The following is a 20479-nucleotide window of genomic DNA, read 5'->3' on the forward strand; positions in this document are numbered from 1 at the left end:
TACAGCAATGGCAGGCCGGCTCAGGAGTCTTGCATGCAGCGGTTGATCAACAAACGGATACTGCTTGGCGTGAGCGGAGGAATTGCTGCCTATAAGAGTGCCGAACTGGTCAGACGCCTGCGCGATGCCGGTGCCGAAGTTCGCGTGGTCATGACCCAGGCCGCCCGCGAATTCATTACACCGCTGACCATGCAGGCGCTATCCGGCCATCCGGTGCACGGCGACTTGCTCGACCCTGCGGCAGAAGCCGCCATGGGCCATATCGAGCTGGCGCGCTGGGCCGATCTGGTGCTGATAGCCCCGACCACTGCCGAACTGATGGCACGCCTGGCCCTGGGCCGCGGTGACAACCTGCTGACCACACTGGTACTGGCTACCGATGCACCTGTCGCCATTGCCCCGGCCATGAACCAGGCAATGTGGCGCGATCCTGCCACACAACATAACCTGCAACTGTTGCAGCAGCGTGGCTTCCATGTGTTCGGGCCGGCCGCCGGCGAGCAGGCCTGCGGCGATGTCGGGCCCGGACGCATGCTGGAGCCGAGCGAACTGGCGGCGCTCGCCGCCGACTGCTTTGAAAGCCGTCTGCTGGACGGGCTGCACCTGCTGATCACAGCCGGTCCCACACGCGAAGCAATCGATCCGGTGCGCTATATCTCCAACCACAGCTCGGGGAAAATGGGCTTTGCACTGGCCGAGGCAGCAGCTGAAGCCGGCGCCCGGGTTACCCTGGTCAGCGGTCCGGTCAATCTTCGCACCCCGGACCGGGTACAGCGCGTCGATGTAGTCAGCGCACTGGACATGCTGACCGCCTGTGAAGCGGCACTGCCCGCGGACATCCTGATCGCCTCGGCGGCAGTAGCCGACTACCGTCCGGCACATGTCAGCGACAGCAAGCTGAAGAAGACCGACGACAACCAGCAAGGCATGCGTCTGGAACTGGTACGCAATCCTGACATTCTGGCGACCCTGGCGATGCATCCCAACCGGCGACCAGGGCTGTGTGTCGGCTTTGCCGCAGAGACCCACGACCTGCTGCGCTATGCCAGCGACAAACTGCAACGCAAGAATCTCGACCTGATTATCGCCAACGATGTGAGCCAGCGTGATATCGGCTTCAACAGCGATGACAACCGCGTCACCCTGCTGAGCCGCCAGCAAGCACCTCAGCATCTGGAACTGGCCAGCAAGGCCAGCCTGGCCAGGCACATCATCCGCATCATAGGTGAACATATCGGCCGTACGGCCTGAGGACATTCCATGCACGCTCTGCAGGCAAAGATTCTTGATCCACGCCTTGGCCGCGACTGGCCACTACCCACCTATGCCACCAACGGCTCCGCCGGACTGGATCTGCGCGCCATGCTTGAGCAACCGCTTGTGCTGCAGCCCGGCCAGGCCGAACTGCTGCCCACGGGCATGGCCATCCATATTGCCGACCCGGGACTGGCAGCCATGATCCTGCCGCGCTCCGGCCTGGGCCACAAACACGGCATAGTACTGGGCAATCTGGTCGGACTGATTGATTCCGATTATCAGGGCCCGCTGATGGTATCCTGCTGGAATCGTGGCCAGCAGCCCTTTACCATCGAGCCTGGCGAACGTATCGCGCAACTGGTTCTGGTACCGGTGTTGCAAGCGCAACTGCAGATCGTTGACAGCTTCGACCAGAGTCAGCGCGGGGCAGGCGGTTTCGGGCACAGCGGCACGCATTGACAGCGCTCAGGGTGGCACGGAGGCAACAATGAAAATGAACAAGAAAACCAGCAACACACAGCAAACGACCGCAAGCACCGAGAAAAAAACTCGCACCAAAGCCAGCGCAGCCCAACCAGGCCTGCAGCTGCCGGTTGCGCTCGGCCTCGGCTGCCTGCTGCTGGCCTGCGCCGTGATCTGGTTCGGAATGCTGGAACAGAGCCAACAACGTGCCAGTCAGCAACTGGCCGCGAACTACGCACACCAGCAACTCGGCGCACTGGACAAGGCACTGCAGCAAATTGACCGTGACCTGGCACTCATGGCCTCGAGTCCGGAACTGCAAAGCCTGCTGCTGGCCGGGAATACTCGCCCCGACAGCCTGGCCCATCGCTTTCATGACAGCCTGGCGGCCTATCTGCATGCCATCGGAAAAGCCGAGCAGATTAGTGATGAACGGGCTCCGGTGAGTTTTGCCGCACTGGACATGATCCGCCGTGCAGAGCGGAACATGCCGGTACTGCCCGAAGCCCACCAGGTCAGCGGTGCATGGCGCCTCTACATGGTCAAACCCCTGCGCAGCAGCGCTGACGCGCCGATTCGCGGCACATTGCTGGTGGTATTCGACATGCGCCGGATCCTCGGCAGCCTGCCTCCCCTTCCCGCCGGCAGCGGCGAGCTGAGCCTGGTACAACAGTTCCCCGGCACGCCAGCGCACACGTTGCTGCGTAACGGCGACACCAGCACTGCCGAGCCACTGGTACTGTCAACCGGCAACCCGATCTGGCGGCTGGAATTCCGCCCTGGCCCGGCCTTGCGCAACAGCCTGGTCAATCCGCTGGCACTGGGTATTGCTGCCCTGCTGGCAACGCTTGGCACCCTGCTTGCCCTGCTGGTATTGCAACGTAGCTGGACCACCCAGCTACGCAAGGACAGCCATACACTGGCTCAACTAACCCACGGTCACAAGGTCGCCGGCCTGCACCTGATGCAACTGGAGCCGGTAGCACAGCACATAATGCAACTGGCCCGACAGCATCAGGTCAATCCCGGGCCCAGCCCTGCACGCGAGCAAGCAACGCGCCCGGCAGCAGCACCAACCGCTGCGCCGGATGACTTTGACGACCAGCCGCTGCTGGATGATGTGCTGGACATAGACATCATGGATGATGACGACCCATTCGGCATGCAGCAGGATGCCGGACAACCGCCGCATATATCCCCGGACATTTTCCGCGCCTACGATATCCGCGGCGTCGTTGGACGCGACCTGGATGCCAACGTGGTCTACTGGCTCGGCCGCGCCATTGGCAGCCAGTCGCAGGATGCCGGCGAATCACGTGTTGCCGTTGCCCGTGACGGCCGCCTGTCCGGCCCGACGCTGGTCGAACCCCTGATCACCGGCCTGCTCGACAGCGGCTGCGAGGTGGTTGACCTGGACATGGTACCCACCCCGGTTGCCTACTATGCCTGTGCCAACCGCAGTAGCGGCTCGGCCGTGATACTCACCGGCAGCCACAACCCACCCGACTACAACGGCCTCAAAATAGTCATAGCCGGCAAGACGCTGTATGGCGAACAGGTTCAGGCACTGCGCAAGCGTATCGAAGACGGCAATCTGCATCAGGCTGCGGGCAGCCGCTCGCGCCTTGACTTGCTGGAAGCGTACTGCCAGCGCATCTGTGATGATGTGGTGCTGGCCCGCCCCCTGCGCATCGTGATCGACTGTGGCAACGGTGTGACAGGCGTGATCGCGCAACAGCTGTTCGAACAACTGGGTTGTGAAGTCACCGCCTTGTTCAGCGAAGTGGACGGACGCTTCCCCAACCATCATCCCGACCCCGGCAACCCCGAGAACCTGGTTCAACTGATCGACAGTGTGCGCCAGTTGAAAGCCGATATCGGGCTGGCATTTGATGGCGATGGCGACCGGGTCGGCGTCGTCGACAGCAAGGGGCAGATAATCCATCCCGATCGCCTGCTGATGCTGTTTGCAGAAGATGTTCTGGCCCGCAACCCCGGTGCCGATATTCTCTTCGACGTAAAATGCACGCGCCAGTTGCCCGCCCTCATCAGCCGGCTCGGTGGCCGCCCGCTAATGGGAGCATCGGGGCATTCGCTGATCAAGGCCCGCATGCAGGAAAGCGGCGCCCTGCTGGCCGGCGAAATGAGCGGTCATCTGTTCTTCAACGAGCGCTGGTACGGCTTTGATGACGGCCTGTACGCTGCAGCCAGGCTGCTCGAACTGCTTTCCCTGCAAGAAGACGACAGCGCCACCCTGATGGCACGCTACCCCAGCGGCGCAACCACACCGGAACTGGTGCAGCCCGTCGACGACCAACGCAAGTTCGCGCTGATTGATGCCCTGCGACAACAAGCTGACTGGAACGGCGGACGCCTCATAGAAATCGACGGCCTGCGGGTGGAGTTTCCCTTTGGCTGGGGACTTGTACGCGCCTCCAACACGACACCCGCATTGACCCTGCGCTTTGAAGCCGACAGCAACGAGGAACTGCAGCAATTACAGCAGCTGTTCCGAGAGCAACTGGCTCGCGTGGCCCCCGATATATCACCGACCTTCTGACCCCAAGGAGTTGACCCTACATCATGCTCAGCCGTGACGCCGCCACCCAGGTATCCCGGGTACTTACCGAAGCGCTGCCCTACATCCAGCGTTTTACCGGCAAGACCATCGTCATCAAGTACGGCGGCAACGCCATGGAAAATGACGAGCTGAAAAACAGCTTCGCCCGTGATGTGGTGCTGATGAAAACCGTCGGTATCAACCCGGTAGTGGTGCATGGCGGCGGACCGCAGATTGGCGACCTGCTGAAGCGGCTGAATATCGAAAGCCAGTTTATCGAAGGCATGCGCGTTACCGACAGCCAGACCATGGACGTGGTGGAAATGGTTCTCGGTGGCCAGGTCAACAAGGACATTGTCAACCTGATCAACCAGCACGGTGGCAGCGCCATAGGCCTGACCGGCAAGGATGCCGGCCTGATCAAGGCCCGCAAGCTCAAGGTCAGTCGCCAGACCCCTGGCATGGACAAGCCGGAAATCATCGACATAGGCCACGTCGGTGAAGTCTCCAGCGTCAACGCACACTTGATCGAACGACTGGTTTCCGACGACTACATCCCGGTCATCGCTCCGATCGGAGTTGGTGAAGATGGCACCTCCTACAACATCAACGCCGATCTGGTAGCTGGCAAGGTTGCCGAAGCCTTGAAGGCGGAAAAACTCATGCTGTTGACCAACATAGCCGGCCTGATGGACAAGGAAGGCAATGTGCTGACCGGGCTGAGCACAGCACAAGTTGACGCGTTGATTGCCGACGGCACCATTTACGGCGGCATGTTGCCGAAAATACGCTGCGCCCTCGATGCAGTGCAGGGCGGCGTAGGCAGCGCGATTATCGTCGACGGCCGGGTACCCAATGCGGTGTTGCTCGAGCTCTTTACCGACACCGGTGTCGGTACTCTGATCACCAACCAGAACAAGGACTGAACATGCAGCGCAGCGATTTCCGTTTCAGTCACAGCCTGCGGGTGCGCTGGGCCGAGGCCGACCTGCAGGGCATCGTCTTCAATGGTCACTACCTGACCTACGCGGATGTTGGCATCACCGAATACTTCCGCGCCATGGGCCAGGCCTATGACGCCGAAACGGGCGTCAAGGGCGCCGACTTCTTTGCCGTACGCACACTGCTGGAATACAAGTCGCCTGCACACTTTGACGAAATACTGGATGTGCACGTGCGAATTGCCCGTCTGGGCAATTCCAGCATGCAGTTCGAGATCGGTATCTATCGCGAAGATGAACTGCTGGTGACCGGCGAGGTGGTCTATGTGCATGCCGACCAGCAAAGCCGGCGGCCGACACCAGTTCCGGACAGCTTTCGGGCAGCCGTCCGTCAATTCGAGACCAGCCCTCCGCAGGAAGGCTGAAACACCTCAGTCGCCCAGCAGCTCCTGCAAACGTTTGCGCTGCTGGGTCAGCTGGGCACGTACCACGCCGATTTCCGCCTGGCGACGCTGCAGGTCGGAACGCTGCCGGCGCTCATCCTCATCCAGACCAGCCAGCTCAGTCAGCACTTCCGGAGGGACTGCACGGCCAGCGCGCTCGTGATCGGCAGCCCTGCTCAGAAGGTTTTCGCGCTGCAACTGCAGCGACAAGAGGTTGCCCTCAATAGTCGCTATCTGGTTCTCGATCTGCCCCAGCTGACGCTGCTCGGAACGGTCCAGCTCTGCAACGCTGCCATACAGGCGAACAAGTCGCGCATCCTCGGCAGCCTGGCGTTGCTGGCGCTGCCTTTCAGCACGCACAGCGTCCAGCTCTTCCGGTGAGGGCGCCGCCTCCACGACCCGCCGCACCCGGCCCTGGGCATCAAGTTCCTCATAACCACGCGCCACATGCTCGGGCGGAACCCGACTGTCGAGCACGGTAACGCCCTTGTCATCCACATAGCGGTACAGCTGCGCACTGGCAGAAGTCCCCAGCAGCGCCAGCGAGACGCCAAGAATGCAGCTGATTGCGGGTTTCATGCCATGGCTCCCTTGCCTGAATGAATCAACTGTCACTGAATAGCGGAAAAAACCCACTCAGGCAAGTCAACAGACTCAGACCACCCCATAACGGTCACGGTAGGCAGCAACTGCCGGCAGGTACGCCTGCAGTTCCTGGTCCTCTTCCAGAAAGGTCAGCAACTGGTTCAGCGACACGATGCTGATCACCGGAATACCGAAGTCACGCTCGACCTCCTGGATCGCCGACAACTCACCTTGCCCACGCTCCTGGCGGTCCAGTGCAATCAACACGGCGGCAGGCTGCGCACCGGCTGCACGAATGATCTGCATGACCTCGCGCACGGCGGTACCGGCGGTGATCACGTCATCGACGATCAACACCCGGCCCTGCAGCGGCGCCCCGACCAGGTTGCCACCCTCACCATGATCCTTGGCCTCTTTGCGGTTGAAGCAATAGGGCAAATCGCGATCAAACTGCTCGGCCAGTGCCACCGCCGTTACTGCCGCCAGCGGAATCCCTTTATAGGCCGGCCCGAACAGCACATCGGCCTGGTCAGCATACTGGCTGTGAACCAGCGCCTGCGCATAATAACGGCCCAGGCGTGCCAGCGTGGCCCCGCTGTTGAACAATCCGGCATTGAAAAAATACGGACTGACACGTCCGGACTTGAGGGTGAACTCGCCAAAACGCAACACCCCGCGATCGAGGGCAAAACGAATGAACTCCCGCTGATATTCCTGCATTTGACCCTCATTCTGACAAAAACTACAAAGCTCGGTTATCATACACCGAGGTTTTCAGGGGAGTCATGTATGCGCATCATCAGTCTGAACGTCAATGGCGTGGAGAACGCTGCCGCCCGTGGGCTGTTCGACTGGCTGCGCACCCAGGATGCGGATGTCATCTGCCTGCAGGATATCCGCGTCACCGCGCCCGAACTGGAACGCGATCCTTACTGGCTGGACGGCTACTGGCAGTACTGCTTCGAGGCCGAAGTGCCCAGCCAGGGTGGCGTGGCCATCTACAGCCGCACCGCACCCAAGGCCATCATTATGGGTCTGGGTTTTGAGCTGGCCGACCGCTACGGCCGCTTCATGCAAGCAGACTTCGACAAGCTCAGCATCGGCTCCCTGCTGCTGCCCTCAGGGCGCAACGGTGATGCCGACCTGAACCAGAAGTTCAAGTTCATGAACGACTTTGCCGGCTACCTGAACAAACAGCGGCGCAAGCGCCGCGAGTTCATCTACTGCGGCTCGCTATACACTGCGCACCTGAAACTGGATGTGAAGAACTGGCGCGATTGTCAGCACCAGCCCGGCTTCATGGCCCCGGAGCGGGCCTGGATGGATGAAATTTTCGGCACCATGGGCTATGTCGACGCCCTGCGCGAAGTCACCCGCGACTCGGAGATGTACAGCTGGTGGCCGGACAGCGAACAGGCCGAGAGTCTGAATCTCGGCCTGCGCTTTGACTACCAGTTCCTCACTCCCGGCCTGCGCCGTTTCGTCAACAATGCCCGTATCCCACAGGATGCACGCTTTTCACAGCACGCCCCGGTAATCATTGACTATGACTGGACGCTGAGCATCTGACTGCGGCATACACCCTCAAATGCCGGTACCAGGTACCGGCAAGCCAGTCTTTCAGCTATCCAGCGCCAGCTGCTGCAGGGCAAACAACTGATCAATGCCCTGACGCGCCAGTGCCAGCATGGCATTCAGCTCTTCGGCGCTGAACGGCGCAGCCTCGGCGGTGCCCTGCACCTCGATAAAGCCACCCTTGTCGGTCATCACCACATTCAGGTCGGTATCCGCCGCCGAATCCTCCGGATAATCCAGATCCAGCACCGGCTCGCCCTGATAGATTCCCACGGACACCGCCGCGATCATCTGCACCTCGGGCAGTTTCTTGATCGCTCCGCGCTGTTTCATCACCCGCAGCGCATCCACCAGCGCCACACAGGCACCCGTGATCGAGGCGGTACGGGTGCCGCCGTCGGCCTGGATCACGTCGCAATCCACATAAATGGTGTTCTCACCCAGGCTGCGCAGATCCACCGCCGCGCGCAGGGCACGGCCGATCAGCCGCTGGATTTCCAGGGTACGTCCACCCTGCTTGCCCTTGCTCGCCTCGCGTTGCATGCGCTCGCCGGTTGCACGCGGCAGCATGCCGTATTCGGCAGTAATCCAGCCCTGCCCCGAACCACGCAGGAAGCGAGGAACCCCGGACTCCACACTGGCAGTGCAGATCACCTTGGTATCGCCGAACTCAACCAGCACCGAGCCCTCGGCATGGCGGGTGTAATGGCGGGTCAGGCGGATTTCGCGCATCTGCTCGGCGCTGCGGCCACTGGGTCGCTTCATGGGGCTGTTCCTTATCTCGATAATGCATGTTAGGTGCAGGGATTATACGGACAGCCGCCACAGGGCGACACCTGAGTCTCGGCGCGGGTACAATCGATGCTTTGCCGGCAGATATTCAGGGAGCAAACGATGGTTTACAGCATGACCGGTTTTTCACGCCGCGAACTGCCCACCGCACAGGGCAGCCTGGTCTGGGAGATGCGCTCGGTCAACCATCGCTGGCTGGAAGCCAGCTTGCGCCTGCCGGAAGCCTTCCGCGAACTCGAAGGCCCGCTGCGCGAACGCCTGCGCAAACGACTGGCGCGCGGCAAGGTGGAATGCACCCTGCGCTTCAACCCGAGCAACGAGACCAGCAGTCAGTTGCAGCTGAACCTGCCATTGCTGGAGCAACTGATTGGCGTCAGTCACGAGATCGCCGGTCGACTCGACAACCCCGCACCGATCGACCCGCTGCACCTGCTGCAATGGCCCGGCGTACTGTCTGGCAGTGAAGTCGATCAGGCTGAACTGCTGAAACAGGCCGACCAGCTGTTTGACCAGGCGCTGGAAGACCTGCGCCAACAGCGCGCCCGCGAGGGTGCCGAGCTGCGTACGCTGCTTGAAGAGCGCCTGCTGGCCATCGCTGAGCGTGTCGCAGTACTGCGCGAAATGATGCCGCAACTGCTCAGCGCGCACCGGCAAAAACTGCTGGACCGACTGAACGACGCCGGCCTGGAGCTGGATGGCGGGCGCGTGGAGCAGGAACTGGTGTTGCTGGCGCAGAAAATTGATGTCGCCGAGGAACTGGACCGGCTCGATACCCACGTCAACGAAACCCGCCGGGTGCTCGACGACAAGGGCGCCATCGGCCGGCGCCTGGACTTTCTGATGCAGGAGTTCAACCGCGAGGCCAACACCCTCGGCTCCAAGGCCATCGACAGCCGCAGCACCCAGGCCGCCGTGGACCTCAAGGTATTTATCGAGCAGATGCGCGAGCAGGTGCAGAATATTGAGTAAGCTCCGTAGTCGTCCACACTCGTCTACAGACCAAGCAAAATCAACCATTTAAGAAATATCCCCATCCACACAAGTCCACAGATACCCACCACCATCCCTTACAAAGTGGTGGGTAAATCGGTGGGTATGCTAGTATCTCAACACACACGAGTGGTGGGTACTTTGGGAGTGAGAGATGGGCAGCTTGACAACCAAGAGCGTGAGCGCAAAAACCAAGGGGGCGCCTGGGAGCTTTGCAGATGGTGGCGGTCTTTATCTGGTAGTACCGAAAGCCGGTCGGGCCTATTGGATGCTGCGTTTCACATCCAATAAAAAGCGCAAGGAAATGACCCTGGGCAGGGTTGATGACCTGTCCCTGGCCGACGCTAGAACAGAAGCCGCGCTCAAGATGAAGCAGCACCGTGAAGGGCTTGATCCTCTTGTCGCAAAACAACGGGCCCAGCACGACTCCATTCGCAGCGTGGATGACCTGTTTGCAGACTGGCATGAAGGCAATATCAAGCGCCTGAAACACCACCTGATACCCCTTCGCATTTACTCCAAGGACATCGCACCGATTATCGGGCAGATGCAACCAGAGGCCGTAACAGCTCGTGATATACGGCAGATCCTGCGGAACATCACTGAAAGCAACCGCCCAACTATCGCCAATGACGCCTTGCTGTATTGCAAACAGCTTTTTAACCACGGCATAAAGCTGGACATCGTCTCCAGCAATCCAGCCAGTGCCTTTACAGTGAGTGATGCTGGCGGCATTGAGAAAAGCCGGGATAGAGCCTTGACAATAAAAGAGCTCAGCTTTGTCTTTAATAAATTCAGAGAAGAGTCAGACAGCTTTACACGCGACAACTATTTGGCATGCGCGCTTTTGGTATCGCTAGGTGTTAGAAAAAGTGAGCTGACCGAAGCAAAGTGGAGTGAGTTCGATCTCAATAGCAAGGTGTGGTACTTACACAGTGATCGCAGCAAATCAGGCGTAGCCATTGATATCCCATTACCGGATTTATCCGTAGAGTGGTTAAACGAACTAAAAGTCCGCGCCTGCAGCTCTGACTACGTCTTTCCAAACAGAAGAGCAAGTAAAACACCGCACATGGGCAAGGATACGTTGAATCGAGCCATATCAAGCCTGTTTGGTAGAGAACCCGGCAGGGCCGTGCAGCCTGAAAACAGAATGGCCGATATTGAACACTTTACTGTTCATGATTTAAGACGCACCTGTAGGAGCCTCTTGGCATCGATAGGCATCCCAGGCCATATAGCTGAACGCTGCCTGAATCACAAACTGAAAGGAGTAGAGGGCATTTATAACCGCCACGACTACTTTGATGAAAGAAGAGAAGCGCTAGGTCAACTTTCTCAAAAGCTCGCTCCGATTATATAAACTGGCGCAACATAGCATGATCTCACCGAAATTAGTCATCAGATCCGGGGTATATGGTCAGATCCAGGGCTTCTCTCATCCAGTGGTTATGCCGAGTGAGGGCGATGGCCTCCTGTTTTGTGAAGCCGAGATGCGACAAAATCTCAAGATTGGATAGCGCCATCAAAAAATCACCATACCGAAACAGCCACCATCCTTTCGCGGCCTTATCCCGGAGATCTGCTGCTGCGTGAGCATGGTAGTGACGGCTGTCCTTGATGTGCGTGAGAACCTCATCGGATGGCATTTTGTGGAAGGCACCAATCCACCGCTCCCTCATCGCTTTTAGCTGATCAATCAAGTTGTGAGACTTATTGCCAGGAAGCTTCCTCCCAAAACGCATTTTATGCAGCTCTTCTAACGCAGCCACGTTCCAGACAAAGTGCAACACAGGATCCTTGTGCTGGCGGTCGAACGCGTGAAAGTAGTGATCGAGCGGAGCCGGGTATTTTTCGATAAAAGCCATCCATTTTACCACCAGCTCATTGATTCCACCTTTCACATCGTGAGAGTGAACAAGAAAATCGTGCTTGTTTATCTCACTCCTGTTTTCCGGTGATGACAACTTCGCATGGTGAATATCAATATCTGGTTCATAACTCGTTATGGGCGCGACTTCGTATAGCTTAATTTCTTCACAAGTCAAACTGCGCCGCATCAAAAACTCAAACAACCGCCTCAGCCTGATCATCTTGCTCCAATAGTCATCAAGCGTCATACGACTTTCAGACTTAACCCTATAAATCATCCTTCTAACTATTTCGTATTTTTCAGTACCACTACGCGCACCTGCGATTAGCGCCCTGTAGATCCGCTCCAACTTCAAGCCATTGGTCAAGTCAGACTCGAATGATTCCAGCGCCTTGAAATGAAGATGCATTTCACCGCCTTCCCCGATTTCCAAATCAAAGCAGCTATCGTTTAACCATTTTTCGCTGCCTGGAACACGAAATTCACAACAATAGGCTCCTATGTCTTCTCTGAGAGACCCCATCGCCGCCAGTGTTGAATCTATGCGAGACAACAACACCGCCCCTTTCGCATCTAGCTCCCAAGAACTGAAACAATTTAAAAGCGTGGCCTGAGTGCAGCTTCCTTGCAGGCGGGCAAAGATAATCGAGTCATTCAACATCTCATCGCCCATACGAGCACGAAGCAGGACAGTTGCACCATCCTTGTTGAGCTTCATCACTCCCTCCACTGCACTCGCCTCATCCATATGAGGTAGCCAAAAGTGTCCGAGGTAAGTGTTATCCAAATCGCGATCATTCATAATTAGGGAGTCCAGTATGGCAATTGAGATTTCCCCGGCTGATCTATAACGATGACGAGGCTTTGCTTTGCACGGGTGGCCGCAACGTAAAACGCTGCAGCGGCTGTCGCCTCCAAAGGCGTTCCCTTCTTGATAAAATGTTCTATGTTCTTGGTAGGAGCAATCAGTACGCGCTCAAAGGTGGCACCTTTCACCCCTTTGAAATTCTGGAATGGAAGATCCAAATGCTTTGCCGTGCTTATACTGTTCCGCAAGCATTGAGGGGTGTACCGAGCGAGATACTCATGGACGTGCTCGGTGTGCACTAGGTAGACACCGTCATGATCCGTCTCATCATTATTCTCCGAGACTGTGCCTGGAAAGCCCCAGCTCGCATCAAAAATACTGTCTGAGAAGGCCGCGATTTCTTCCCTACACCGATAAGTAATCGTTGCATAGGTGATGCTCAGGCAGCCTTCAGCCTCGCGATCCCGGAACCATTCCAACGATGCGGCATAACCAAACTGTTTGTTTTTAAACCCCCGTGGATTAGTGGATAGAACAGCCTGGCGCACATCCCCTACCAACCGCACCTCAATTCTTGAATGCAGTAGCGCCTGCAAAATCTCCCAATCATAGCCGGCAAGATCCTGCACCTCATCAATCAGAATTTCATCATAGATACACTCTAGTCGGTGTAGTAGCACTGGGGTCGTTTCCATCAATTCAAAAGCGAGCCGACCTAACTCACAGCCATAGATGCGGTTGCCAAAAGCCATAAATCTGTTCTTGCCTTGAGCAAACCTGCTTGGGCGTCCGTCAAAATCGAACCCCCCTACTCGCTCACCGGGAAGCTTGAAACGTAGGAACGGGTAAGCAAAGTGTTTGAGCAGAAAGGTGTACCATCCCATCACTTCCACCCCAGTGGCATGACCTGCTTGAGCAGCCAGGCGCGACCTGACCTCTTGCTGGTTCGTTTGGGTGAAAGTCAATAATGCAACCTTACGCTCTGAGGGTAACGACCGGCAGTGATTTACCAGGCCTTGTGTCTTGCGCCCGCCTGCCACCGCCAAGGTAAGGAAGTTAGGCATTGAGGATAAACTCCGCAGCAGCACGCATATACCCCGGTGCCGTCAGAGCCTTGTCTGACTCTGCGATAAGTAACGCTCCTTCGGTCTTCTCGCGTGCCATCCATGTATTCAAATTTGCTCGATCAGCAATGCCTAGAACCTCCCTCAGATGCTTCTCACCATTCGCATTTATCAATTGCGGCTCAAGGGTATAACCGTCGGCCACTGCCCCAATGAATAGCTCTCGCCTCTCGCCATCAAGCCAGCCTTTGACCGGCTCTCTCAACTCATCGGGCTCTGTTCCGTCATTGTCTCGCATCACCGCGGCTGGCTTGTCTATCGTATGGCACAATTCCAGACAGCGTGCGAGAGCAAGCCCTCGCATACTGATGACATCAATCCCAGCATCCATCGGCTTCTGTTGAAACAGATCAAAAAATACTCGTTCGAAGATTATTTCATCCGAAGGCCCCTCGACCAAAACAACCTTTCTGGCCAGCACCAAGCGCAAGGTGTCGTAACCCGGCAAACGCTGGAAGTAACGCACGGTATCCGGGGAAAGATCAGTGATCTTCGACACCTGGTTACGAGTCAATAAGTGCAGGGCGTCAAGGCCAAGCCTATTCAGCACGTAGGTACTGTGAGTCGAGATAAATAGCTGCTGCTCATCGGAAGAAAGCATTTCGATCCGGTCAAGTAACACCCTCAAGCTGGTATGCGAAAGATGATTTTCGGGCTCCTCGATCATTACGATTTTCACCTTGGCCGCATGCCGCTTCATGGCAAGGGATATCTTGATTGCCGCCTGCTGGCCAAGCCCTGCCATCGCGAAAGGCACACGGTCTACGTGCGGTGTAATGGCACTCTCCCATGACGTTCTGGAAGTCTGATCCATTGCCAAGGCCATGGGTTCCGCCTGCAATGATGCATCCAGCTCTGCGATACGAGCATTGACGGGGGCAAGCGCCCCTTCTGTCATCGACGCTTTGATCTTCCGATAATCCAGCGAGATCGCCGCCTTTTCAGTGACCTCAAGATGATCACTCAAGATTTGCCGCAAGTGATAATCCACGCCGGTTGTAGACTTGACTGTTCGGGAGTCAATTGTTGCTACAGATAGTAATCTCGGTCGTCTCACCAACTCCCGATCTGCAAATGAGCGCCACTCGCACGTGTAGTATTCCACGGGTAATAGTTCGCTCGGCTCCTTCAACCATTCGTCCAGCATGTCCTGGTATTCCTCATTCGGAAAAATTCGCAGGAACACACCAGGGCAGGCATTAGTCGGAACATCTGTGTTCACGGCTCCACACAGCACTTGGAGCTCGGCATCATCACGCAGATACAGCTCAATCAGTATTTCTGGAAAAGAAGGCTTTTCGCCCGCTTTCCGTGCGGTGACGAACTGACCCACCAACTCAGCATTGAACCAGTGCGGGTTCAGTTCCTCCATCACGCTCCGGCCACCGATTCGCCCATTCAGCGCTAGCGAGACAGCTTCCATTAAAGTGGATTTACCGGCGTCGTTGTCACCTACCAGGATATTTGTCTTCGGATTGGGACAAAATGTGAAATTCTTGTAGATTCGATACCCACAAATGTGGATCTTGGTGATCATGGTTTGCAGTCCTTTGACAATTACAGCTAAGCCTGAGCGATCCAGGCCACCGGTTCTGCTAGCATTTGATGCTATAAGCAAACGACAGTACTGAGCTTCAGTATCGCCGCTTCAAATTTTCAACTCAAACTTTCTACAACCCTACATAACCCACATGAGCCTACCGCAGCCAGTCCGCTCAACTGGCCTGTCTCATGAGGAATCCCCTATGACCAAACTTTGTCCCCGCTGCGGATCCCAGCGGGTGGTGTACACCAATTACGGCCAGCGTGTCGGTGGCACTGTCGGTACCGTGGCGGGCGCTGTCAGTGGTGCTGTCACGTCCGGCCCTACCGGTGCTTTGATCGGTAGCCGTATTGGCATGCAGGTCGGTGTCATTGCCGGGCCTGCCGGTGTCGGCGCGGGTGCCGTGCTCGGTGCGATTGCTGGTGCTCTTGCTGGCTGCCTGGCCGGTCTGCGGCTGGGCAAGGTAGTCGACCAGCACTTGCTCTGTCATTACCGCTGTCTCGACTGTCGCTCGCATTTCTGACGCTTCCCCCCTCGTCTACCTTTTCATTCACTGCCCGGGCCTGTGCATGGCCCGGGCGGTTTATGCTGTTTCGGAGAAATAACCATGGCACACGAACTTGAAAACATGGCCTATGTTGGCACTACCCCCTGGCACGGCCTGGGTAATCAACTGTCCCGTCACCAGCCGCTGGAGGTCTGGCAGCAGGAAGCCGGTATGAACTGGCATATCGAGGAGTCCCCAGTGCGCTTCGTGAGCAATTCAGCATCATATCTGGGCGGCATCCACTCCTTTCCGGAGAAGAAGGTATTGTACCGGTCAGACACCAAGGCACCGCTTTCCGTGGTGTCCGATCGCTACAAGGTGGTTCAGCCGTGGGATGTCCTGGAGTTTTACCGCGATCTGACCGAGTACGCTGGCTTCGAGCTGGAGACCGCCGGTGTACTCAAAGGCGGTCGCAAGTTCTGGGCTCTGGCCCGCACCGGACAGGCCTCCGTGCTCAAGGGCAACGACCAGGTCAACGGTTACCTGCTGCTGGCCACATCCTGCGATGGCAGCCTGGCTACCGTCGCTACTCCAACAACAGTACGTGTGGTCTGCAATAACACCCTCGCCATAGCGGTTAATGGTGCGCCCCAGTCCATCCGTGTCCCCCACAGCACGGAATTCAATCCGCAGGCGGTGAAACAGCAACTGGGTATCTCCGTATCCCAGTGGGATGACTTCATGTACCGCATGAAGACTTTATCCAATCGCCGGGTAAACACAGGAGAAGCTCTGGGCTACTTCCTGCGGGTCATCTGCGATGCCGAGAAGGATGTAGAGGATCGACGTGAGTTGACCCAACACAGGGCCCTGCAGAAGGTACAGGACCTGTATTCGGGGCAAGGACGCGGATCAACCCTGGAGTCTGCCCAAGACACCGCATGGGGCCTCCTGTGCGCCATTACCGAGTATGTGGATCACGAGAAGCGCGCACGTAGCGTGGATCACCGGCTGGATTCAGCCTGGTTCGGCCAGGGTGCCAATCTCAAGCAGAAAGCGCTGGATCACGCGCTTGAACTGGTCGCCTGAGTCCACTTCACCCTCTTCCATAGAACTGATATCCCATTCAACGGCATAAGCCCCGGCCAGCACACGCTGACCGGGGCTTTTTTGCGTCTGGAGGTTTTTATGAGCACGACCCAATCAATACAACAATCGACCGCCCACAAGGCAGGACGTGGCGTACTGCGCCTGGTCAGCACCAAGGATCTGAGTCGCGATGAATGGCTGGATGTCCGCAAACGCGGTATCGGCAGTTCTGACTCATCTGCTGCAATCGGCCTCAATCCTTACAAGTCGCAGCTGGAGCTGTGGCTGGAGAAGACCAACCGCGATCAGCATCTGGCCAAGCCGAATCCGGACGACGATACCGCTCCGGTGTTCTGGGGCGTAGTACTGGAGCCGATTGTGGCCTCCCAATACCAGCGCCGCTCCGGCAACAAGGTACGCAAGGTCAATGCTGTACTGCAGCACCCGGAGATCCCCTGGATGCTGGCCAATATCGACCGCGAGGTGGTCGGCAATCCAGATGTGCAGATTCTGGAATGCAAGACAGCGGGCATCAACGGGGCCAGACTGTGGCGCGATGGCGTGCCCCGTTACGTCGAGGTGCAGGTCATGCACCAGTTGGCGGTGACCGGCAAGCAGGCGGCTGACGTAGCGGTGCTGCTCGGTGGTCAACAGCTGGAGGTCTACCGCATCGAACGGGATGAGCTGCTGATCAGGCACCTGATCGAGCTGGAGCGCCAATTCTGGCATTACGTTGAAACCGATACTCCACCGCCAGCGGACGGTTCTGACTCAGCTGAACGGGCCTTGCGCCTGCTGTATCCCGAGGATGATGGCGAGGAGCTGGACTTCACTCAGGATCAGGCGTTGAACGAGGCCTTCTTCACTCTGAAGCAGGTGCGCCATACCCAGGCGGAACTCAACCAGCGTGAAAGCGAACTCAAGCAACAGCTGCAACAGGCCATCGGCAGCGCCAGCAAGGCAGTGTTTGCCGACGGCAGTATCAGTTGGAAGAAGTCCAGAGACTCCGTTGGCGTTGATACCACAGCGATTTTCAACGCACACCCAGAGCTGAAAACCCAATACCAGATCAGCAAACCCGGAAGCCGACGCTTTCTTATCAGCTGACCAGTACAGACCACCCTTGTACCAACACAACCCCTCCAAGCCGACCGCCCGCGCCGTCGGCTTTTTTTGTGCTCATAAATCAGGAGTAGTCCCATGATCAAAGGTCTCGTCATTACCCCACCTGCGCTGGGGCGTATATCCATTGGCCGAGTCGTCGAGAAGAACCGCAAGCGCATGCCGGAAAAGGACGACCAGTTCACCATCACGTCCCAAGTCCAAACCCGTGAAGGCTGGCTCCCCCACCCACTGGATGAACAGCTACGCCAAGAGCAAGGCGGCAAGATACGCAGCATCCCCGTACGCCTGTTGTTCAACGATCCCGCCTTGAACTTCCGGGCCGAATACAGCCTGTTTGATCGCAATAGTGGACGCCCGCTGTGCGTGGGCAATGGCGAGACCTGCAGGCGGTCTACCAACGAAGGAATCCAGTCTCTCCCCTGCCCTTCACCGGATGGCTGCCCACTCGCGCAAGGCGGTAACTGCAAGCCCTACGGTCGGCTGAATGTGGGGCTCAGCGATGATGACCCGCTGGGCAGCTTCGTGTTCAGAACCACCGGTTACAACAGCATCCGCACCCTCACCGCACGGCTCAGCTATCTGCAGGCGCTATCCGGTGACCGGTTAGCCTGCCTGCCCCTGGAACTACGGCTGCGCGGCAAATCCACCCGCCAGAGTCATGGCACACCGATCTTCTACGTCGATCTGATCCTGCGCTCGGGCATCAGCACCGAAGAAGCCCTGCAACAGGCCCAGCAGTTGGATCAGGCACGTCGGGAGGCGGGGTTTGATCAGCAAGCGTTAGATGCTGCGGCCCAGACAGGCCTGAACAACGGGGCCTTTGAGGACAGTGAAGACGAGGCTCACCAGGTACTGGAGGAGTTCTATCCGGAGTCCGGCGTCATCGCCAGCCCTGCCAGCGACAGACCACGCTCACGGCAACACACCCCAACCCTGCATGAGCTGATTCTGGAGCGCAGCCACCACATGCAGCAGCACGATGCTGCCGCCAACGCAGACATATCATCAGGAGCGACCCAATGAACAAGGTCAAAGAATATCTGGCGGCACCCAACCTGTCTGAACTGGACGTCCTGGAATGGGCCCAGTCCATCCTCGAAGCACGCTTCAAACGCAGCAACTACCTGACCAACCCGTCGTTGGTCAGAGGATATCTCAAAGCCCGGCTGGCAACGGAAGAGCGCGAGGTGTTCGCCCTCATCTTGCTCGACAGCCAGCGGTAACTGTCAAGGTATCTGTCGCCCTGTTTGATTTTTATGCAGCTATTTTCTCTACCTCCCTAACTACTCGGCGCTCTGGGTTTAGCGATACTAATGTCACAGGATGCCAGTTGCGGGTGTCACCACTCCAGCGCTCAGGATGCGCAGCTCTGGCTGCAAGGTTGAGCGCATGTCTCTTGGCTAATATGGCTTTGTCTTCTCCTGTGTGGCGCTGCATCGGCGTCACGAAGCTGATACCACTGTGGCGGTGCTCATAGTTGTACCACTGGACGAAGCCGTGCACCCAACGCTGGGCAGCTGATAGGTCAGCGAAGCCACTGACGGGGTAGTTCGGCACATACTTGCAGGTGCGGAACAGAGCCTCGGAGAAGGCGTTATCGTTGCTCACACGCGGTCGACTGAACGAAGGCTGGATCTGCAGATCTCTCAGCTTCTCAAGCAAGGTGACGCCTTTGAAGGGGCTGCCGTTATCAGCGTGCAGCACCAGAGGCTGGCCTACCATGTTTTCGGCCAGCACGGCTCGTTCAATGACACGGCGTGAGTTAGCTGCAGACTCCCCCAGAAAGGCTTCCCAGCCCACGACTTTACGGCTGAAGATGTCGAGGATCATCACCAGATAGTAGTAGGTACCCTTGGCTGGCCCAGGAAGCCAGGTGCAGTCCCAGGACCATACCTGGTTGGGGGTGATTGCTGTATGTGTAGTCGGCGCTGGCTGTGATTTGCGGGCTTTGGCGCGTCCCCGGTGTGCCAGCTGGCCATGTTTACGCAGTACTCGATAAAAGCTCGATACGGAGGCAATGTAACGCTGCTCTTCATCCATCAGCCGAATAACAATCTGATCCGGCGGTAAAGCAGCAAACTCGTCACGGTGGCATTGCCTCAAGATCTCAGCCTCTTCTTCTGGGGTCAGCGCATTAGCAGGGGCTGGGCGTTCGGCTAAAGGGCGTTTATCGCCTGTTAGCTTTCCCGTCTGCATCCAGCGTTGGTGAGTCCGGATAGAAATCCCGACAACTTCACAGGCAGCCGCCAAGGTGGCGCCCTCGTTGCAGGCAACAGCAATCAGCTCTACGGCATGTTGGCGATCCTCAATGCTGATCATGACTCCTCGTCCCCCCAGATCGCCCGTGCTTTTTTTGACAGCGTCAGCAGTGCAGCTGTCTCCGCGAGTGCTGTGTTCTTGCGCTGTAGCTCTCGTTCCAGCTCTTTGATCCGCTTGCGCTGCTGCTTGGCTTCATCCGCTTCTCGACGGCGGTCCTCATAGGACAGGCTGGCGGCTTGTTCGCAGTCATGACGCCAGCGTTGCAGCTGCTCGGGATACAGTCCCCGTTGACGACAATAGGCAGCAACGTCTTCGGTGTTCATCGCTGCGGTCTCAACCACCGCTGCAAACTTGTCTCGGGACGACCAGCCGGACGTACCCTGGTCACTTGCATCGGGCAAGCAGCGTCCCTCAGCACGAGCTTCTTTGCGCCACTTGTAAACAGTGGCTGGCGAGATACCCTCCTGCCGGGCGACCTCTTCTACGCTTTGGTTATAAGGCGGTAACAGCTTGGCCACAGCGGCCTGACGTCGCTCATCGGAATAGCGAGGCATACAGATCTCCAA

19 protein-coding genes and 1 pseudogene are annotated in these 20479 nt (G+C 57.6%); 13 read left to right on the forward strand and 7 right to left on the reverse strand.

Translation table 11 applies throughout. The features are described from left to right. The first annotated feature begins 33 nt into the window (after positions 1-33). Genes coaBC through BMZ23_RS06510 form a run of 5 tightly spaced genes read left to right on the forward strand, consistent with a single transcriptional unit; the run spans position 34 to position 5645 of the window. Positions 34-1251: a bifunctional phosphopantothenoylcysteine decarboxylase/phosphopantothenate--cysteine ligase CoaBC gene (coaBC, locus tag BMZ23_RS06490; RefSeq protein ID WP_093474344.1), complete on the forward strand. Its 1218-nt coding sequence runs from the start codon at positions 34-36 to the stop codon at positions 1249-1251. A 9-nt stretch (positions 1252-1260) separates the two neighbouring features. After that, positions 1261-1716: a dUTP diphosphatase gene (gene dut, locus BMZ23_RS06495; RefSeq protein WP_093474347.1), complete on the forward strand. Its 456-nt coding sequence runs from the start codon at positions 1261-1263 to the stop codon at positions 1714-1716. A gap of 28 nt (positions 1717-1744) precedes the next feature. Continuing rightward, entirely contained in the window at positions 1745-4279 is a 2535-nt protein-coding gene (locus tag BMZ23_RS15290; RefSeq protein WP_093474350.1) for a phosphomannomutase/phosphoglucomutase, read from the forward strand. A gap of 20 nt (positions 4280-4299) precedes the next feature. Continuing rightward, on the forward strand, positions 4300-5205 hold the full coding sequence (gene argB, locus BMZ23_RS06505; protein ID WP_093474353.1) for an acetylglutamate kinase: 906 nt from the start codon (positions 4300-4302) through the stop codon (positions 5203-5205). 2 nt (positions 5206-5207) lie between these two features. Continuing rightward, a complete protein-coding gene (locus tag BMZ23_RS06510; RefSeq protein ID WP_093474356.1) occupies positions 5208-5645 on the forward strand; it encodes an acyl-CoA thioesterase in 438 nt (145 codons plus the stop codon). 6 nt (positions 5646-5651) lie between these two features. Here the strand turns inward: BMZ23_RS06510 and BMZ23_RS06515 are convergent, their stop codons facing one another. Further along, entirely contained in the window at positions 5652-6242 is a 591-nt protein-coding gene (locus BMZ23_RS06515) for a DUF4124 domain-containing protein (RefSeq protein ID WP_093474359.1), read from the reverse strand. A 75-nt stretch (positions 6243-6317) separates the two neighbouring features. After that, positions 6318-6968, reverse strand: coding sequence for an orotate phosphoribosyltransferase (gene pyrE, locus BMZ23_RS06520; RefSeq protein WP_093474362.1), 651 nt, complete (start codon positions 6966-6968; stop codon positions 6318-6320). A 69-nt stretch (positions 6969-7037) separates the two neighbouring features. Between pyrE and BMZ23_RS06525 the strand changes: the two genes are divergently transcribed. Then, positions 7038-7817, forward strand: a complete 780-nt coding sequence (locus BMZ23_RS06525; protein ID WP_093474365.1) for an exodeoxyribonuclease III — start codon at positions 7038-7040, stop codon at positions 7815-7817. Between the two features lie 51 nt (positions 7818-7868). Here the strand turns inward: BMZ23_RS06525 and rph are convergent, their stop codons facing one another. After that, positions 7869-8588 carry a ribonuclease PH gene (rph, locus tag BMZ23_RS06530; RefSeq protein WP_093474368.1) on the reverse strand — a complete coding sequence of 240 codons (720 nt, stop codon included), beginning with the start codon at positions 8586-8588 and terminating at the stop codon, positions 7869-7871. A 129-nt stretch (positions 8589-8717) separates the two neighbouring features. On the opposite strand from rph, the gene BMZ23_RS06535 reads away from it, so the two are divergent. Both BMZ23_RS06535 and BMZ23_RS06540 read left to right on the forward strand, forming a co-directional pair. Beyond that, entirely contained in the window at positions 8718-9584 is an 867-nt protein-coding gene (locus BMZ23_RS06535) for a YicC/YloC family endoribonuclease (RefSeq protein WP_093474371.1), read from the forward strand. A gap of 175 nt (positions 9585-9759) precedes the next feature. After that, positions 9760-10968 (forward strand): tyrosine-type recombinase/integrase, encoded by a 1209-nt coding sequence (locus BMZ23_RS06540; protein ID WP_093474374.1) that lies wholly within the window; start codon positions 9760-9762, stop codon positions 10966-10968. A gap of 31 nt (positions 10969-10999) precedes the next feature. Here the strand turns inward: BMZ23_RS06540 and BMZ23_RS06545 are convergent, their stop codons facing one another. The 3 genes from BMZ23_RS06545 to BMZ23_RS06555 are packed head-to-tail and all read right to left on the reverse strand — an operon-like array spanning position 11000 to position 14947. Further along, positions 11000-12280 carry an ApeA N-terminal domain 1-containing protein gene (locus BMZ23_RS06545; protein WP_093474379.1) on the reverse strand — a complete coding sequence of 427 codons (1281 nt, stop codon included), beginning with the start codon at positions 12278-12280 and terminating at the stop codon, positions 11000-11002. Between the two features lie 2 nt (positions 12281-12282). Further along, positions 12283-13350, reverse strand: a complete 1068-nt coding sequence (locus tag BMZ23_RS06550) for a UvrD-helicase domain-containing protein (RefSeq protein WP_093474383.1) — start codon at positions 13348-13350, stop codon at positions 12283-12285. Next, the gene (locus BMZ23_RS06555; protein WP_093474386.1) at positions 13343-14947 is read right to left on the reverse strand and encodes an ATP-dependent nuclease; all 1605 of its coding nucleotides are present in this window, start codon (positions 14945-14947) and stop codon (positions 13343-13345) included. The genes BMZ23_RS06550 and BMZ23_RS06555 overlap by 8 nt, the downstream gene beginning before the upstream one ends. Positions 14948-15155: 208 nt before the next feature. Between BMZ23_RS06555 and BMZ23_RS14965 the strand changes: the two genes are divergently transcribed. The 5 genes from BMZ23_RS14965 to BMZ23_RS06575 all read left to right on the forward strand — a co-directional run bounded on the left by BMZ23_RS14965 (position 15156) and on the right by BMZ23_RS06575 (position 18877). Continuing rightward, complete coding sequence (locus tag BMZ23_RS14965; RefSeq protein ID WP_177197238.1) at positions 15156-15476, forward strand: hypothetical protein; 321 nt, start codon at positions 15156-15158, stop codon at positions 15474-15476. Positions 15477-15560: 84 nt separating this feature from the next. Then, positions 15561-16529, forward strand: a complete 969-nt coding sequence (locus BMZ23_RS06560) for a DUF932 domain-containing protein (RefSeq protein ID WP_093474391.1) — start codon at positions 15561-15563, stop codon at positions 16527-16529. A 99-nt stretch (positions 16530-16628) separates the two neighbouring features. Continuing rightward, the gene (locus BMZ23_RS06565) at positions 16629-17636 is read left to right on the forward strand and encodes a YqaJ viral recombinase family nuclease (RefSeq protein ID WP_093474394.1); all 1008 of its coding nucleotides are present in this window, start codon (positions 16629-16631) and stop codon (positions 17634-17636) included. A 93-nt stretch (positions 17637-17729) separates the two neighbouring features. After that, entirely contained in the window at positions 17730-18677 is a 948-nt protein-coding gene (locus tag BMZ23_RS06570; protein WP_245748142.1) for a recombination directionality factor, read from the forward strand. Next, on the forward strand, positions 18674-18877 hold the full coding sequence (locus tag BMZ23_RS06575) for a Mov34/MPN/PAD-1 family protein (protein ID WP_093474397.1): 204 nt from the start codon (positions 18674-18676) through the stop codon (positions 18875-18877). Before BMZ23_RS06570 ends, BMZ23_RS06575 begins: the two co-directional genes overlap by 4 nt. Before the next feature lie 31 nt (positions 18878-18908). Here the strand turns inward: BMZ23_RS06575 and BMZ23_RS06580 are convergent. Further along, a pseudogene (locus BMZ23_RS06580) lies at positions 18909-20467 on the reverse strand (IS3 family transposase). Positions 20468-20479: the final 12 nt, after the last annotated feature.

Origin of the sequence: Halopseudomonas yangmingensis (genome assembly GCF_900114825.1) — a bacterium.
In the GTDB taxonomy this organism is placed as follows: domain Bacteria; phylum Pseudomonadota; class Gammaproteobacteria; order Pseudomonadales; family Pseudomonadaceae; genus Halopseudomonas; species Halopseudomonas yangmingensis.